We start from the raw sequence: 15,468 nt of genomic DNA, 5'->3' as shown, positions 1-15,468 counted from the left end.
GCTTCACGACGCGCCGCGTGCGCTTCGGCGAGATCGCACGAACCGTCGCTCGACAGGCGCTCTCGACCGCTAGAGCGCCTCGGTTGCACCACGCAACTTTCGTGCGTGACGCGCCGCTCGACTCCGGCGGAATCATGCATCACGCGGCGGGCCTGTGCATTACAGCGGTGTAAACAAATCGCCCCCGGTTCGTTCTGTTCCGTGACAGGGTGATACCAATGAGCGTTCCTGGCCGGGCACACAGACGTTCCACCCTCCGGCTCAGGACTCTTGCAATCATGACCAGAGAGGCAGCGGACATGGCATCCGTGACCAAGTGGGGCAAGCGCGGCATCGCGCTCGGCGCCGGTGCAGCAGCGACGGCGCTGGTGCTGACCGGCTGCGCGAGCAGCAGCGTGAGTGACACCGAACTGAACGGCCTGAGCATCGGGACGACGGACAAGATCACGTCCCTCGACCCGGCCGGTTCCTACGACAACGGCTCCTTCGCCGTGCAGAACCAGGTGTTCCCGTTCCTGATGAACACGCCCGTGGGGAGCCCGGACGTCGAGCCGGACATCGCCACGAAGGCGGAGTTCACGAACCCGACCACCTACGAGGTCACCCTCAAGGACGGGCTCGAGTTCGCGAACGGCAACAAGCTCACGTCGAGCGACGTGAAGTTCTCGTTCGACCGCGAGCTGAAGATCAACAACGAGAACGGTCCGCAGTCGCTGCTGGCCAACCTCAAGAGCATCGACACCCCGGACGACACCACCGTGGTGTTCAACCTCGACCACGCCGACCAGACCTGGCCGCAGGTGCTCTCGAGCCCCGCGGGTCCGATCGTCGACGAGGACGTCTTCAGCGCGACGAAACTCACCAGCGCCGACGACATCGTCAAGGGCAAGGCGTTCGCCGGGCAGTACCAGATCAGCTCCTACAAGGAGAACGACACGATCCAGTACAAGACGAACCCGAAGTACGACGGCCTCCTCGGCAAGGCGAAGACCGACGAGGTCACCGCCAGCTACTACACCAAGGAGACCGACCTCAAGCTCGCCGTGCAGAAGGGCGACGTCGACGTGGCGTACCGCTCCCTGACGCCGACCGACATCTCGGACCTGCGCAAGGACGACTCCCTCAAGGTCACCGACGGCCCCGGCGGCGAGATCCGCTACGTGGTCTTCAACTTCAAGACGCAGCCGTTCGGCACCGGGCAGGACGACGCCGACGAGGCGAAGGCCCTGGCCGTGCGTCAGGCCGCGGCCGACGTGGTCGACCGCGCCCAGCTCGCGAAGGAGGTCTACAACGACACCTTCACCCCGCTGTACTCGATGGTGCCGGACGGCCTGACCGGCGCGGTCCAGCCGTTCAAGGAGATGTACGGCGACGGCGACGGCGGCGCGGACGTGTCCAAGGCGAAGAAGACGCTGTCGGACGCCGGCGTCAAGGGCAAGGTGCAGCTCGACATCCAGTACGCGCCCGACCACTACGGTTCGGCCTCGGACGACGAGTACGCGCTGCTCAAGCAGCAGCTCGAGGACTCCGGTCTGTTCACCGTCAACATCCAGTCGACGGTCTACACGACCTACGCGCAGGAGCGCACCAAGGACGCCTACCCCGTGTACCAGCTCGGCTGGTTCCCGGACTTCTCCGACGCCGACAACTACCTGTCGCCGTTCTTCACCAAGGAGAACTTCGTCCAGAACCACTACGACGACCCGGAGATCCAGGACCTCATCGCGAAGGAGCAGGCCGAGTCCGACCCGGACAAGCGTGCTGACCTGATCGAGCAGGCCCAGGAGCGCGAGGCCACCCAGATCTCGACGCTGCCGCTGCTGCAGGGCAAGTCCGTCGCGGTCGCCGGCAAGGACGTCAAGGGCCTGACCCTCGACGCCTCGTTCAAGTTCCGGTACGCCACCCTGAGCAAGTAGCACCAAGCCCCACGTGCAGGCCGCGGGCGTTCCCACGAGGAGCGCCCGCGTGCCTGTGCAACGGCGACGAAAGGCACACACCCCGTGACCCTCAGCACTCCCGAGGCGACGCAGGACGTGAACGGCACCGATCCCACCAAGCCACAGGCACAACGCAGTGCCAAGAACAGTGGTGGCGGACTCGGCCGGTACATCCTCGTCAGGTTCCTCCTCATCATCCCGACCGTCTTCATCCTGGTGACGCTCGTGTTCTTCCTGATGCGCGTCATCGGGAACCCGATCACCGCATCGGTCGGCGGTCGACTCACGCCGAGCCAGCTACAGGAACGCCTGCACGCCGCCGGGTACGACCGGCCGGTGCTCGTGCAGTACTTCGAGTACCTCGGCAACATCCTGCGCGGCGACTTCGGCACCTCGTCGACGGACAACCGTCCGATCACCGACATCATCGTCACGTACGGCGGTGCGACCGCGGAGCTCGTGTTCTACGCGCTCATCGTCGCGCTGGTGCTCGGCATCCCGCTCGGCATGCTCGCCGCGTACACGCGTGACAAGTGGCCGGACGTGCTGCTCCGCGCGCTGGCGATCCTGACCTACGCCACGCCGGTGTTCTTCGGTGGTCTGCTGCTCAAGCTCGTCTTCTCGGTGTGGCTCGGCTGGCTGCCCCTCGGCGACCGGGCCTCGACCCGGGTGTCGCTCATCCTCGACGGCATCCCCGGCGCGAGCGGCATCTACATCATCGACGCGCTCCGCACCGGCAACGCCCAGGTCATCGGCGACGTGCTCCAGCACGCCGTCCTGCCCGCGCTGACGCTCGGCCTGCTCACCGCCGGCATCTTCCTGCGCCTGGTGCGCGCGAACATGATCGGGTCGCTCGGCTCCGAGTACGTCGACGCCGCCCGTTCCCGCGGTGTGCGCGAGTCGCGGTTGGTGCGCACCCACGCGTTCCGTCCGGCCCTCGTGCCGATCATCACCGTGATGGGGCTGCAGATCGCGATGCTCCTGGGCGGCTCGGTGCTCACCGAGACGACCTTCGGGTGGCGCGGTCTGGGCTTCGAGCTCAACCAGTACCTGTCGGCCCGTGACTTCGTCGCGGTGCAGGGCATCGTCGCGATGCTGGCGGTGATCGTCGCGGTGACCAACTTCATCGTCGACGTCGTCGCCGCCCTGATCGACCCGAGAGTGAGGTTCTGACGATGGCCGACACCACCCTCGTCGACCGCCACGAGCCGCTCTGGAAGCGGCTCCCCGTGGTGGTCCAGCTGCGCCGGAGCACCGGCTGGCAGCGCGCCATGCTCATCGTCGGCGTGGTCATCTGCGCCCTCTACCTGCTCGTCGCGGTGTTCGCCCCGCTCCTCGCCCCGTACGGCTTCGGCCAGCTGCAGGGCGCGGACGGGCAGAGCTTCCCGCGCACCGGCGCACCGAGTGCCGAGCACATCTGGGGCACGACGGTCGGCGGCTTCGACGTGTTCAGTCGCGTGCTCTACGGCGCCCGCACGGCCGTGCTCGTCGTCATCGTCGCCGTGATCGTCTCGATCATCGTCGGTGTCCTGCTCGGCATGGTCTCCGGGTACCTGGGCGGCTGGCTCGACCGCGTCCTGGTGGTCGTGGCCGACGCCATCTACGCGTTCCCGTCGCTGCTGCTCGCGATCATCGTGTCCATCGTCATCTCCGGCGGCAACTCGAGCTACTCGGGCGGCATCATCGCGGCGGCGATCTCGATCACCGTCGTGTACGTGCCGCAGTACTTCCGCGTGGTCCGTGCCGAGGCCGTCCGGCTGAAGAACGACGCGTTCGTCGAGTCGGCGCGCGTGATGGGCACGAACCCGTGGCGCATCATGACGCGGCACGTCCTGCGGAACTCGACCCGTTCGCTGCCGCTCATCCTGACGCTCAACGCGAGCGACGCGATCCTGACCCTGGCCGGCCTCGGCTTCCTCGGGTTCGGCATCGGCCCGACGTCCGGCGCCGAGTGGGGCTACGACCTGAGCCGCGCGCTCTCCGACGTCGCGAGCGGCGTCTGGTGGACCGGTGTCTACCCGGGTGTCGCGATCGTGGTGCTCGTGCTCGGCGTGACCTTCATCGGCGAGAGCCTGAACGACATCTCCGATCCCCGCCTGCGTGCACGCCGACGCCTGAAGCAGCTCGTGTCGACGCGCGACACGCGCGACGCCGAGGCACCGCCCACCGCCGGGAACGACACGGAAGGGACGGGCGCATGACCCCGACCACCCGCCTGCAACCGGGCGACACCACCACCGAGCCGGTCGTCGTCGTCGACGACCTGACCGTCACCTTCGCGACCGACGGCGGCGCCGTCGACGCGGTCAAGGGCGTCAGCCTCGACGTCCGCCCCGGCGAGGTCCTCGCCCTGGTCGGCGAGTCCGGCTCCGGCAAGTCCGTCACGGCCCGCAGCATGCTGCGGCTCATGCCGGAGACGGCGACACTCGGCGGTGCGGTGCTGCTCGACGGCACCGACGTCGTGTCGGTCGGCTCGCAGAAGCTCCGCGAGCTCCGCGGGACCGCCGGCGCGATGGTGTTCCAGGAGCCGTCGACCGCCCTCAACCCGGTCTTCACCGTCGGGTGGCAGATCGCCGAGGGGCTCCGTGCCCACGGCGGCGTGTCCAAGAAGGAAGCACGGGCGAAGGCCATCGACTACCTCGGTCGCGTCGGTATCCCGGACCCCGAGACCCGCGTCGACCACTACCCGCACCAGTTCTCGGGTGGGCAGAAGCAGCGCGTGGTCATCGCGAGCGCACTGGCCCTCGAGCCGAGCGTCATCATCGCGGACGAGCCCACCACGGCACTCGACGTGACGGTGCAGGCCGAGATCCTCGACCTGCTGCGCCGCTGCCGCGACGAGTTCGGCACCGCGATCGTCGTGATCACGCACAACATGGGCGTGGTCGCCGACCTGGCCGACCGCGTCGCCGTGATGTACCAGGGCGAGATCGTCGAAGAGGCCACGGCGACGGCACTGTTCGCGACGCCGCAGGCCGACTACACCAAGCGGCTGCTCGCGGCGGTGCCCCGGCTCGAGGCGTCCACCGGGGTGGCCCGGCGCGCCGCGATCTCCGAGGACGTCACCCCGCTGGTCGAGGCGAAGGGGCTCGAGATCGAGTACCCCGGGCGGCTCGGCTCGCCCGCGTTCAAGGCGGTCAAGGGCGTCGACCTGGCGATCCGTCCGGGCGAGGTCCTCGGCCTGGTGGGGGAGTCCGGCTCGGGCAAGACCACCATCGGCCGGGCCATGGCGGGCCTGACGAAGGTCACCGGCGGCTCGCTCAAGGTGCTCGGCGCCGAGATGCTCGGGTACCGCGAACGCGACTTCAAGCACCTGCGCAAGGACATCGGGTTCGTGTTCCAGGACCCGGCGACCTCGTTCAACCCGCTGCTGACGATCGCCGAGTGCGTCGCCGAGCCGCTGGTCGTGCACAAGGAGGTCTCGAGCCCCCGTGCCGCGCGCAAGCGGGTGGACGAGCTGCTCGAGGCCGTGCAGCTGCCGGCCGCCTACGGCGACCGCTACCCGCACGAGCTCTCCGGCGGGCAGCGCCAGCGTGCATCGCTCGCCCGGTCGCTCGCGCTCCGGCCGAAGCTGCTCATCGCCGACGAGCCGACGAGTGCGCTCGACGTCTCCGTGCAGGCCCGGGTGCTCGAGCTCTTCCTCGAGCTGCAGCAGGACCTCGGCTTCGCCTCGCTGTTCATCAGCCACGACCTCGCGGTCGTCGGCGCGCTGTCCGACCGGATCGCGGTGCTGTACCGCGGTGACCTGGTCGAGACGGGCACGACGGCGCAGGTCCTCGGCGCGCCGCAGCACCCCTACACGCAGCGGCTCCTCGCGTCGCTGCCGGTGCCGGACCCAGCCGAGCAGGCGGAGCGACGGCGTACGCTGGAGCGACTGGAGAACGTCGGGTCCTGACCCGACGTGACCCGCCCTGGAGGCCCGGCCAGCGTCGTCGACGCACGCCGGGCCTCCAGGGCGGTCGTCTCCACTGCTGCACGCACGACGGACCTGCCAGGGCGGCCCGTCGCGAACCGCCGCCAGGGGGCGGCGTGGAAGGGGACCCATGATCGCGGTCAACGGACCGGCGGTCGTCGCGGACGACGTGTCGATCGAGTACCGGGGCGGACGCGGGGGCGAGTCCATCCGGGCCGTCGACGGCGTGAGCCTCACGGTCCGGCAGGGGGAGATCCTCGCCCTGCTCGGTGAGTCGGGATCGGGCAAGTCGACCTTCGCCGCCGCCATCGCGGGCCAGCTCGGATCCCACGGCGAGGGTGAGGGCGCCCTCCGTCGGCACATCGTCGGCGGCGAGCTGACCGTGCTCGGCCAGAAGACCCGGGGCCTCCGCCCTTCGTCGCGCAAGCTCGAACGGCTGAGCGGCCGGATCGGGTACCTGCCGCAGGACGGCGCCGACCGGCTCAGCCCGGACCTGACCGTCGGCGAGGCCGTCGCCGAACCGATCTACGCCCGCGACCGCCGGTTCGACCGGCGCGAGGCCGGGCTCATCGTGGCCCGGCTGCTCGACGCGGTGCACCTGCCGCTCGGGGCGATGCGCCTGAACACGTGGGAGCTGTCGAGCGGTCAGCGCCAGCGTGTCGCCCTGGCGAAGGCGCTCGTGCTCGAGCCTCAGCTGCTGGTCGCGGACGAACCAGCGCGCGGCGTCGACGTGCTCGTGCGGCAGTCCGTGCTCGAGGCCCTGGCGACCCTGCAGCGCGGCCGGCAGTTCTCCGCCGTCGTCGTGTCCAGCGACCTGCGCGAGGCCCGCGCCCTGGCCGACCGCGTCGCCGTGATGGCCGATGCCCGGCTCGTCGGGCTCGGCACCTTCGACGAGGTCCTCGACAACCCGGTCGACCCCTACGTGAAGACCCTCGCCTCGACCGCGGCCCGCGGCGTGAAGCGTCGTCCGGCACCGACGACGGCCCGCCGTTCGTCCGCGCCGCGCCGTCCGCTCGCCGCCGGCACCGGCCCGCGCACCGACCGTCAGGAGAACGCGTGAGCACCACTTCCCAGGGCCCTCGCGGCCACCGCGCCGTCGTCCCCACGTCGGGTGCACCGCTGCCGATCGACGCCCCGCAGCCCGGGCCGGTCGCCGTGCTGCCGGAACCGACGGACCTGCACGTGGTCGCCGTGACCGAGGCCGGCGGCACCGTCGCGCCGCTCGACGCCGACACCCGCGGTGTCGTCTGGCTCGACCCCCGCGATCCGGCCGGCCTCGCCGACGCGCTGTCGTCGGCACCGGGGGTCGGCTGGGTGCAGCTGCCGTTCGCCGGCGTCGACGCCTTCGCGCACCTGATCCAGGAGCACGGCGACCGCGTGCTGTTCACCTCGGCCAAGGGCGCCTACGCGGAGCCGGTCGCCGAGCACGCGCTCGCGTTGACCCTCGGCACGCTCCGGGTCCTGCAGAAGCGCGCTCGAGCATCGTCGTGGGCCACCGAGCCCGAGGGTGTCTCGCTGTACGGGCGGAACGTCGTCGTGATCGGTGCCGGCGGGATCGCCCTCGAGTACCTCCGGCTGCTCGCCCCGTTCGACGTCGATGTCACCGTCGTGCGCCGCTCGCCCGAGCCCGTGCCGGGAGCCGCGCGCACCGTCACCACCGACGAGCTCGACCGGGTCCTGCCCGACGCCGACGTCGTGATGATCGCAGCGGCGATGACCTCGGGCACCGCGAAGCTCTTCGGTGAGCAGCAGTTCCGGATCATGAAGCCGTCCGCCCGGCTCGTGAACATCGCCCGCGGCGGACTCGTGGACACCGACGCACTGGTCGCCGCCCTGCGCGCGGGGGAGATCGCCGCGGCTGGCCTCGACGTCACCGACCCCGAGCCGCTGCCCGACGGGCACCCGCTCTGGTCGGAGCCCGGCGCGGTCATCACCCCGCACCAGGCGGACACACCGGAGATGGTCGCACCGCTGCTCGCCGAGCGCGTCCGGCTCAACGCCGCGGCGTTCCTCGGGGGCGACGGCGAGGGCTTCGTCGGCGTCGTCGACCCGGTCGCCGGGTACTGACACGGGGGCCTCGAAGCGCGGCGCGCCCGGGCGGCGTGTCCGATGCGGTGGAGGGCCTCGGCGTCCTGCTATGCTGTTACCCGTTGTTCGCACGTCATTCGCCAGCGGACAGTGATCCTCGATAGCTCAATTGGCAGAGCAGCCGGCTGTTAACCGGCAGGTTGTTGGTTCGAGTCCAACTCGGGGAGCGACAGGTCCTCATCCCTTCGGGGTGGGGATCTTTTGCGTTGCTGTCGTCGTGCGCGTTCGGTGCTCCCTGTACGATCGTTCCGTCATGACGAACACTCGGGAGTCCCGCCGCGGACGTTCGGAGCGAACGGAGCGGCGGTCCGTCGTGCAGGCGGTGGACGTCGCACTGTCGTCACGAGCGTCGTTCGTGGTGGTGCTGACGGTCTTCGTCGTCATGGGGTTCGCCTTCGCCGGGTGGTTCCACGTCCACGTGGCCGCGGCCCCGGACGAGCGAGGGCACGTCTGGAACATCCTGCTCTACGCCGAGCGCCCCGTGCTCGCGGGCCCCTACCTGCAGCAGGTCGACCCGTCGCAGCTCTGGATGGGCGAGCTCGTCCGGTCGCCGCTGTACCTGTACCACTACCTGATGTCGTTCCCCGCGCGCGGAGCACTCGCGATCGGGCTCGACTACGAGCAAGTCGTCTTCGTTCTCCGTGCCGTGGACGTGCTGTGGGCAGCTTCGGGGCTCATCGCGCTCCGGTCGCTGTTCCAGCACGCTCGCGTCCCCGCGTCGATCGGGCTGCTCGCGATCGTGGCGACGGCGTTCACGGGGCGGTTCACCTGGCAGGCCGCGTCGGTGAGCTACGACGCCCCGGCCATGGCAGCGCTCTTCGTGTTCGCCGCCGTCGCGGTCCGTTTCGTCCGCGGTGGGGGACTGCGCACGCTGGCCTGGATGGCCGTCGCAGCGCTGTTCGCCCTCCTGATGAAGTACTCGCAGGCGCCGTTCGTGCTCGCGGGAGGGTTCTTCGCCATCCTGCTGCGGTACCGCGCCGCCGGCTGGTCGTGGTTGCGGCACCCGGTGCAGCGAGCCGTCGGGGGACTCCGCGCGCGACCCGGACAGTCGATCGTGCTGCTCGTGATCGGCGGTGTGCTGACCGCTCTCGCGATCGAGCGCTTCGGTCTGAACCTGTTGCAGTTCCGCGCGGTGAACCCCGCCTGTACTGCCCTGCACAGTCGTGCCGATTGCATGGACTACGCGATCTTCCGCCGGAACTACGCCGCTTCCCGCGCCCACGACCTGGCCGAGGTGAACGGAACGCTGCCGGCATTCGCGCCGCTGTCCTTCCTGTGGTCATGGGTGACGATCTACTTCCAGTCACTGTTCTTCTTCTGGGGCGCCTCGTTCCCGTGGCGTCCGAACCCGTCGGTCGTCGTGTTCGGAGCCTCGAGCGCCGTCGTCGGCATCGGGATCGCGCTGACGCAGGCCCGACGGATCCTGCACGATGCGGCGCTCACCTGGTGCGCCGCGGTCGCGGCGACCTACACGTTCGCCGTCCTCTGCTTCAACGCCGCCACGATGGTCAACTTGGGGGAGTCGTACGCGTTCTCCGGTCGCTACCTGTTGCCAGCGATGCCGTTGGCCGTGGTCGTCGTCCTGGTTGGTGTCCGGACGTGGCTCCGACGTCTCCGACCGCGAACGCGTTCCGTCGCGACGGCCGTGGTCGGCGTGGTGCTCGCCGCGCTCTTCGTGTTGTACAACCCGCTGAGCGCGTTCTTCCCCTACGCACACTCCGCCGCGTGGTACTCCGATTGGGGGCTCGACGTCCTGCCGAGATGGCTGACCGGGGTCGAGTCGTGAGCGCGTCCCGTCGCGCCCGTGGGGTGAGCGTCGGAGTCGCCTCAGCTGCCTTCGTCGTGGTGATCGGTGTCGCAGCCTTCCTCAGGCCGGGCGACGACGGGGGTACGAGTCACGATGTCGACGGTTGTGCGGTGGTGTCCGAGCCGGGGCCGGCCACGGCGACGGCGTGCCCCGGAGCCGACCTGTCATCGGTCGATCTCTCGACGGCCGACCTCCGGCTCGCAGACCTGCGTGGTGCTGACCTCCGTGACGCAGACCTCTCCGAGACCGTGTTCTTCGGAGCCGACCTGCGCTCGACCGACCTGCGCGGCGCGGACCTCCGGGAGGCTGATCTGCACGCCGCCGATCTGCGCGGTGCTGATCTGCGCGGAGCCCGGCTCGCGGACGCTGATCTCTCCTCCGCCCGGATCGACGGTGCAGACGTCTCCGGTGCCGACCTGTCGGGCGCTCGGATCGAGCAGATGAGCGTCCGGGGCACAGCACTGGAACCCGGAGCGCTCTCGGTCCGGAGCACCGACGGCACAGCAGTCCGCGTCGTGCTCCGACTGGAACTGCCACTCGGACTGACTTCTCCGAACTGCAGTGACCGTGTGGTCACCGCGCCGGTCGGCACGACGACCGTCCGGTGCCAGATCCGCACGGACGCACGACACGGCGGTCGTCTCGAGGCGCCGGTGGACGTCGTCGTCGCCGGACAGGACAGCTGAACCTCGATCGCGGTCAGCGAGCGTCGGGCTCGACCCTGAGCGTGCCGTCCCGGTTGTTGTCCTCGATGATGCCCTGTCGGGGCACGTAGACGTCGAGGTAGTCGAGCCGGAAGTGCTGGAGTTCTGCAGCGTGTTCGTCGAGGAACGTCCGGACCTGCTCGGGCATGGTCCGCCGGGTGTCCGAGCCGACGACGACGGCGTCGAACGGTCCGTTCTCCGGGCGCATGGAGCCACGGTCCCCGAAGTAGATGCGCCAGGTGTTGGCGCTGAACTGGCTGAAGAGGACGCCTTCGGAGTCGTGTCCGCGGACCTTCAGAGCATCCGAGAGCAGAGCGATCCCGCTCGGACGGGTCTGCACGACGGCGACGCCGAGCCGTGCGACGGGGATGAGCAGCGCGGCGACGAGCACTGCCGCCGCAATGCGTCCGACGGGCGGCCGGACGGTCGCCAGTCGCTCGTACCCGATCGCCGCCAAGGCGATGATGAACGGCATCCACGCGTCGTAGTAGTACGGCAGCGAGACGTTGGCGACGATGACGTAGAAGACGAGGAAGACACCGAGGGCGATGCCGAGGTACGCGACCAGGCGGTCCGGTCGGACGACGAGCGCGGCGACCACACCGATGGTCAGGACGCTGAGCAGCAACCAGCCCGTGCCGTCGGCGAGGAACGCGAAGTTCGCCCACCACGGTGCCGCCGGGTAGATCGTCCCGAGGATGGTCGTCGGGTGCCCGTGGGCGTTCTGCTGCGCCTGGAACCGGAGCATCTGCCCGATGGCCCCGAAGAGCCCGACCGGCAGGTAGACGACCACGAACACGACCACGAACGCGACGCCGCCGTACAGCGCACCGACCCCCAGGTCGCGCCACCGACGGAACAGCAGGGGGAGTGCTCCCACGGCGAGGACGAGCACTGCCGTCGACACCTTCGAGGTGACGGACAGTGCGAGCAGCGCACCCGCTGCGGCCACCCACCACCGGTTGCCGGTCCGCATCCAGCGCCAGGCCGCGGCGAGCGAGGCGACGGCGAAGAAGACCATGAGGGGTTCGAGCATCGCGAACCGGTCGATGCGGACACCGATGACCGACCCGGCTTCCGCCCAGGACGAGCCCGAGCCACGCGGCGTCAGCCACCACATCGCCGCCGCGGTCAGGCCGGTCCAGAAGCCGACCTCGCGTCGCAGCCAGAGGAACAGGACGACACCCGTGCCGAGCATCGCGGTCGCAGCCACCAGCCTCGGTCCGAGCGGCCCCTGTCCCACCAGGAGCTGCGCCACGCCGTACACGTACTTCGCGAGCGGCGGGTGCTCGAGGTTGAGCGAGAAGTTCCCGTGCACGTAGGCCCAGCTCGCGCGGAGGTACACGAACTCGTCGTTCACGATGGTCGGACGGCCGAGGTGCCAGTAGGCGACGAACACAGCAGCCAGGGCGACGACCACGAGGGCCGTCGCACGGACGGGGCGGGAGTGCAGGCGGGGGATGAGGACCTCCAGGACAGGGCGATGCCGGACCATCATCGCAGGAGCCGCCGTACGGGTCGTCCGCAGCGCTTGCTGTTAGCGTTCACAGGTGCACCGTTCCCGTTCGCCTCGACTCACGCTCCTCGGCGTCGTCGTCGCCGTGACGGCGGTGCTCACCGGCTGCAGCAGCGTCGGCCCGGACACCGACGCGTCCGAGGACCCGACGAGCTCCGACACCGGCCTGGGCTCGGGCGCGTCGCCCGTGGTCTTCGCGTTCGTCTGCGCCGCCGACGGATCGGAAAGCGAGACCTACACCACCTACTCGGCGGTGTGGGAGGCCGAGCGCGCCGACTGCTCGGCGAAGCGCCTGACCGGGTCGGTGCCGTCGAGCCAGCAGCAGGCCGCGGTGGCGGCGGCGCGCGGTGACGCGACCCTGGTCGAGCTCGCGAGCACGTGCGCGGTCCGCGGCTCGGCGCCGTGGACGTCGGCGGTCGCCGACGCGCGCGGTGCGCACGTGGCCGCCGGGCTCCTGCGGTACTGCCCCGGGCACCCGGAGACCGACCGCCTGCGCGACGCACTGGCCGCCTACCGGGGCTGAGCCGGGCCTCCAGGCCGCCCGCCGGACCAGCGACGGGCTGGACGGCACCGGGTGCCGACGCCGACGGGCGTCAGTCAGCCCTCGGGGTGGTCGCGACCCGGCAACCAGGACTGGCCGGGGCCGCCCCAGCTGCTCTTGCGGATCGCCTTGGCGACCTGCTTGCCGTAGGGGTGCACCAGGCGGTCGGCGTAGAGCCAGCCGTCCAGGTGGTCGTACTCGTGCTGGAAGATCCGGGCCAGCCAGCCGTGCGCCTCGACCTCGAACGGGGTGCCGTGCTCGTCGAAGGCCCGCAGCAGGGCGCCCTCGGAGCGGCGGAGCGGGAACCGCTCGCCCGGGATCGACAGGCAGCCCTCGGACTCCTCGTCCTCGTCGAGCTCCTCGACGGACTCGGGCACCGGGGGCGTGATCCACAGGACGGGGTTCACGGCGGCGCCCCGGTGCAGGACGTCGTCATCGTCGGTGTAGGAGTACACGAACAGGCGCTTGCCGACACCCACCTGCGGACCGGCCAGGCCGACGCCCGGGGCCAGGTCCATGGTCTCGAGCATGTCGGCGACGAGGGTGCGGAGGTCGTCATCGAACGCGGTGACCTCGGCTGCACGCTCGTGCAGGACGGGTTCGCCGGTGATGCGGATCGGGAGAACGGCCATTCACCCAGGTTATCCGGCGGGGGACGGTAGCCTCGACGCGTGACGACGGACCTCCAGCTGCCCGACGCCGTGAGCAACCTCACGCCGTTCCAGGCGCTGATGATCCCGGTGGCGCTGATCGGTGCGGTGTTCCTGTCGCTCGGGGCGCAGTTCCAGAGCCGCGGGGTCCAGCGGGTCGAGGCGCGTCTCGGTCGGCAGTCGAAGGGGCTGAGTGTCCGGCACGTCGTCGGGCTCGTCTCGAGCGGCTACTGGGTGCTCGGCACGCTCATGCTCGGCATCGCGGTGGTGCTCCAGCTGATCAGCATCACGTTCGCGCCCCTGATCGTCGTGCAGCCCCTGGGTGCCGTCGCCCTCGTCATCACGACGTGGTTCTCGTCGCGGTCGTCCGGTGTGCCACTCGGTCGCCGTGCCCGGCGGGCCGTGTGGACGTGCATCATCGGTGTCGGCATCTTCGTCGGGATCGCGGCGTTCGTCGGACACGAGAGCGCGATCACCCGTCAGCAGCTCGTCACCGTGCTGGTGATCCTGGCCGTTGTGCTGGTGCTCGTGCTGGTGTCCTTCCGGCTGGTCGCCAAGCACCGCAGTGCGCTCTACTACATCGTCGGGGCGGGGGTGCTCTACGGGTTCGTGGCGACGCTGGCCAAGGTGGTGCTGAACCGGTTCGTGAACGGCACCTTCGACTGGTTGACCGTGCTCGCCATCGTCGGGGTGGTCGTGGCGGCGTCGCTCGGCGGGTACTTCGTGCAGAACGCGTACTCGAGCGGTTCGGCGGACCTCGTGATCGCTGGGTTGACGGTGATCGACCCGATCGTCGCGGTCGGCATCGGCGTAATCGTGCTCGGCGAGGCCTCGGGGGCGCCGTGGTTCGCGGTCGCGGGCTTCGTGGTGGCCGCGGGCATCGCCATCACCGGGGTGTTCCTGCTCGCCAAGCACCACCCGCAGACCCGGGCCTGACGCCGGCCGGCGCGGGCGACCGGCGCGCACGCGGCGGTGCACTCGCCGCGCACCCCCGGTGGTCGCCGCCCTCATCCGCGCGGCTGACGCGACCGTCGATCCTGGTGCGATAGCGTCACTGCCGACCAGCCATCGCCCACGAGAGGACGAACTCAGCCGTGTCAGGAGACGCCACCACCGCCACCGCCGGACCGACGGAAGCGACGGGCGGTCACCGACCGTTGCGCGTGCTGATCGCAGCGGACACCTTCGCCCCCGACGTCAACGGCGCCGCCACCTTCGCCGAGCAGCTCGCCGTCGGCCTGGCCGAGCGCGGGCACGAGGTGCACGTCGTGGCCCCGGCCTCGAGCCGCCACTACGGCACCTTCGACGAGGAGCACCACGGCGTCACGCTCGTCGTGCACCGCCTGAAGTCGTACAAGTGGCCGCTGCACCCGTGGCTGCGCTTCGTCTGGCCGTGGAGCGTCCGGAAGTGGACCGGCCCGATCCTCGACGCCGTCAAGCCCGACGTGCTGCACATCCAGTCGCACGTGGTCATCGGCCGCGGCATCGTGCACGAGGCGAACGACCGCGGCATCCGGGTCATCGCGACGAACCACTTCATGCCGGAGAACCTGCTCGAGTACACGCCGTTCGGCAAGTGGACGCTGCCCCTCGCGCTGAAGATCGCGTGGAGCGACGCCGCCAAGACCTACCGGCTGGCGGACACCATCACGACGCCGACGAACCTGGCCGCCGACTACCTGCGGAAGGCCATCGCCGGCCAGCAGGTCCTCGCGATCTCGTGCGGCATCGACGCGTCCCGGTACGTGGCGCGCGAGGGACGCCCGGTCAACAACGACATCGTCTTCGTGGGCCGTGTGGCCCCCGAGAAGAACCTCGACGTGCTCGTCCGCGCGGTGGCGCTGCTGCCCGCCGAGCTGTCGGCGACGCTGACCATCGTCGGCGACGGCGAGATGATCCCGAAGCTCACCGCGTTGGCGAAGGAGCTCGGGCTCGAGGACCGCGTGCGGTTCCTGGGGTTCGTCTCCGACGAGCGCAAGCAGGAGGCCCTGACCAACGCGACGGTGTTCGCGATGCCGTCGACGGCGGAACTGCAGAGCATCTCCTCGCTCGAGGGGATGGCGTCCGGGCTGCCCGTCGTCGCCGCCGACTCGATGGCGCTGCCGCACCTGATCGACGGCAACGGGTACCTGTTCACCCCGGGCGACGTGGACGACCTGGCGGCGAAGCTCACGACGGTGCTCACCGCGCCCGAGTCGGAGTACGTGGCGATGCGGGATCGCAGTCTGGCCATGATCGAGGCACACGACATCAACCGCACGCTGTCGACGTTCGAGTCGCTGTATCGTGGTGAGCCGGTGGCCTGAGGGTCT

13 protein-coding genes and 1 tRNA gene are annotated in these 15,468 nt (G+C 70.1%); 12 read left to right on the top strand and 2 right to left on the bottom strand.

What is annotated here, in order from left to right; genetic code table 11:
- The first annotated feature begins 299 nt into the window (after positions 1-299).
- The 9 genes from DEJ06_RS13685 to DEJ06_RS13645 all read left to right on the top strand — a co-directional run bounded on the left by DEJ06_RS13685 (position 300) and on the right by DEJ06_RS13645 (position 10,431).
- Positions 300-1,916, top strand: a complete 1,617-nt coding sequence (locus tag DEJ06_RS13685) for an ABC transporter substrate-binding protein (RefSeq protein WP_071405356.1) — start codon at positions 300-302, stop codon at positions 1,914-1,916.
- An 84-nt stretch (positions 1,917-2,000) separates the two neighbouring features.
- On the top strand, positions 2,001-3,110 hold the full coding sequence (locus tag DEJ06_RS13680) for an ABC transporter permease (RefSeq protein WP_372439454.1): 1,110 nt from the start codon (positions 2,001-2,003) through the stop codon (positions 3,108-3,110).
- A 2-nt stretch (positions 3,111-3,112) separates the two neighbouring features.
- Positions 3,113-4,138: an ABC transporter permease gene (locus DEJ06_RS13675; RefSeq protein WP_111039667.1), complete on the top strand. Its 1,026-nt coding sequence runs from the start codon at positions 3,113-3,115 to the stop codon at positions 4,136-4,138.
- On the top strand, positions 4,135-5,832 hold the full coding sequence (locus DEJ06_RS13670; protein WP_110864663.1) for an ABC transporter ATP-binding protein: 1,698 nt from the start codon (positions 4,135-4,137) through the stop codon (positions 5,830-5,832). Before DEJ06_RS13675 ends, DEJ06_RS13670 begins: the two co-directional genes overlap by 4 nt.
- 148 nt (positions 5,833-5,980) lie before the next feature.
- Complete coding sequence (locus tag DEJ06_RS13665; protein ID WP_110864664.1) at positions 5,981-6,910, top strand: ATP-binding cassette domain-containing protein; 930 nt, start codon at positions 5,981-5,983, stop codon at positions 6,908-6,910.
- Complete coding sequence (locus tag DEJ06_RS13660) at positions 6,907-7,917, top strand: D-isomer specific 2-hydroxyacid dehydrogenase family protein (RefSeq protein ID WP_258372521.1); 1,011 nt, start codon at positions 6,907-6,909, stop codon at positions 7,915-7,917. The genes DEJ06_RS13665 and DEJ06_RS13660 overlap by 4 nt, the downstream gene beginning before the upstream one ends.
- A gap of 115 nt (positions 7,918-8,032) precedes the next feature.
- Positions 8,033-8,105, top strand: a tRNA-Asn gene (locus DEJ06_RS13655).
- 86 nt (positions 8,106-8,191) lie between these two features.
- A complete protein-coding gene (locus DEJ06_RS13650; RefSeq protein WP_111039666.1) occupies positions 8,192-9,724 on the top strand; it encodes a hypothetical protein in 1,533 nt (510 codons plus the stop codon).
- 131 nt (positions 9,725-9,855) lie between these two features.
- Complete coding sequence (locus DEJ06_RS13645) at positions 9,856-10,431, top strand: pentapeptide repeat-containing protein (protein WP_244993470.1); 576 nt, start codon at positions 9,856-9,858, stop codon at positions 10,429-10,431.
- Positions 10,432-10,444: 13 nt separating this feature from the next.
- Here DEJ06_RS13645 and DEJ06_RS13640 read toward each other — a convergent pair whose 3' ends face one another.
- Positions 10,445-11,947: a glycosyltransferase family 39 protein gene (locus DEJ06_RS13640; RefSeq protein ID WP_111039664.1), complete on the bottom strand. Its 1,503-nt coding sequence runs from the start codon at positions 11,945-11,947 to the stop codon at positions 10,445-10,447.
- Positions 11,948-11,999: 52 nt separating this feature from the next.
- Here DEJ06_RS13640 and DEJ06_RS13635 point away from each other — a divergent pair, with 52 nt between their 5' ends.
- Positions 12,000-12,488 (top strand): hypothetical protein, encoded by a 489-nt coding sequence (locus DEJ06_RS13635; protein WP_111039663.1) that lies wholly within the window; start codon positions 12,000-12,002, stop codon positions 12,486-12,488.
- A gap of 74 nt (positions 12,489-12,562) precedes the next feature.
- Here the strand turns inward: DEJ06_RS13635 and def are convergent, their stop codons facing one another.
- A complete protein-coding gene (gene def, locus DEJ06_RS13630; protein ID WP_071405349.1) occupies positions 12,563-13,138 on the bottom strand; it encodes a peptide deformylase in 576 nt (191 codons plus the stop codon).
- Between the two features lie 39 nt (positions 13,139-13,177).
- Here def and DEJ06_RS13625 point away from each other — a divergent pair, with 39 nt between their 5' ends.
- Together DEJ06_RS13625 and DEJ06_RS13620 are read left to right on the top strand one after the other, a co-directional pair.
- A complete protein-coding gene (locus DEJ06_RS13625) occupies positions 13,178-14,092 on the top strand; it encodes a DMT family transporter (RefSeq protein ID WP_171907811.1) in 915 nt (304 codons plus the stop codon).
- 158 nt (positions 14,093-14,250) lie between these two features.
- On the top strand, positions 14,251-15,462 hold the full coding sequence (locus DEJ06_RS13620) for a glycosyltransferase (protein WP_111023008.1): 1,212 nt from the start codon (positions 14,251-14,253) through the stop codon (positions 15,460-15,462).
- The last annotated feature ends 6 nt before the right edge of the window (positions 15,463-15,468 follow it).

It is taken from the genome of Curtobacterium sp. MCLR17_051, from assembly GCF_003234395.1.
Classification (GTDB): Bacteria; Actinomycetota; Actinomycetes; order Actinomycetales; family Microbacteriaceae; genus Curtobacterium; species Curtobacterium flaccumfaciens.
The sequence above is the reverse complement of the archived record's forward strand: the minus strand, read 5'-3'. Positions and strand labels throughout refer to the sequence as shown.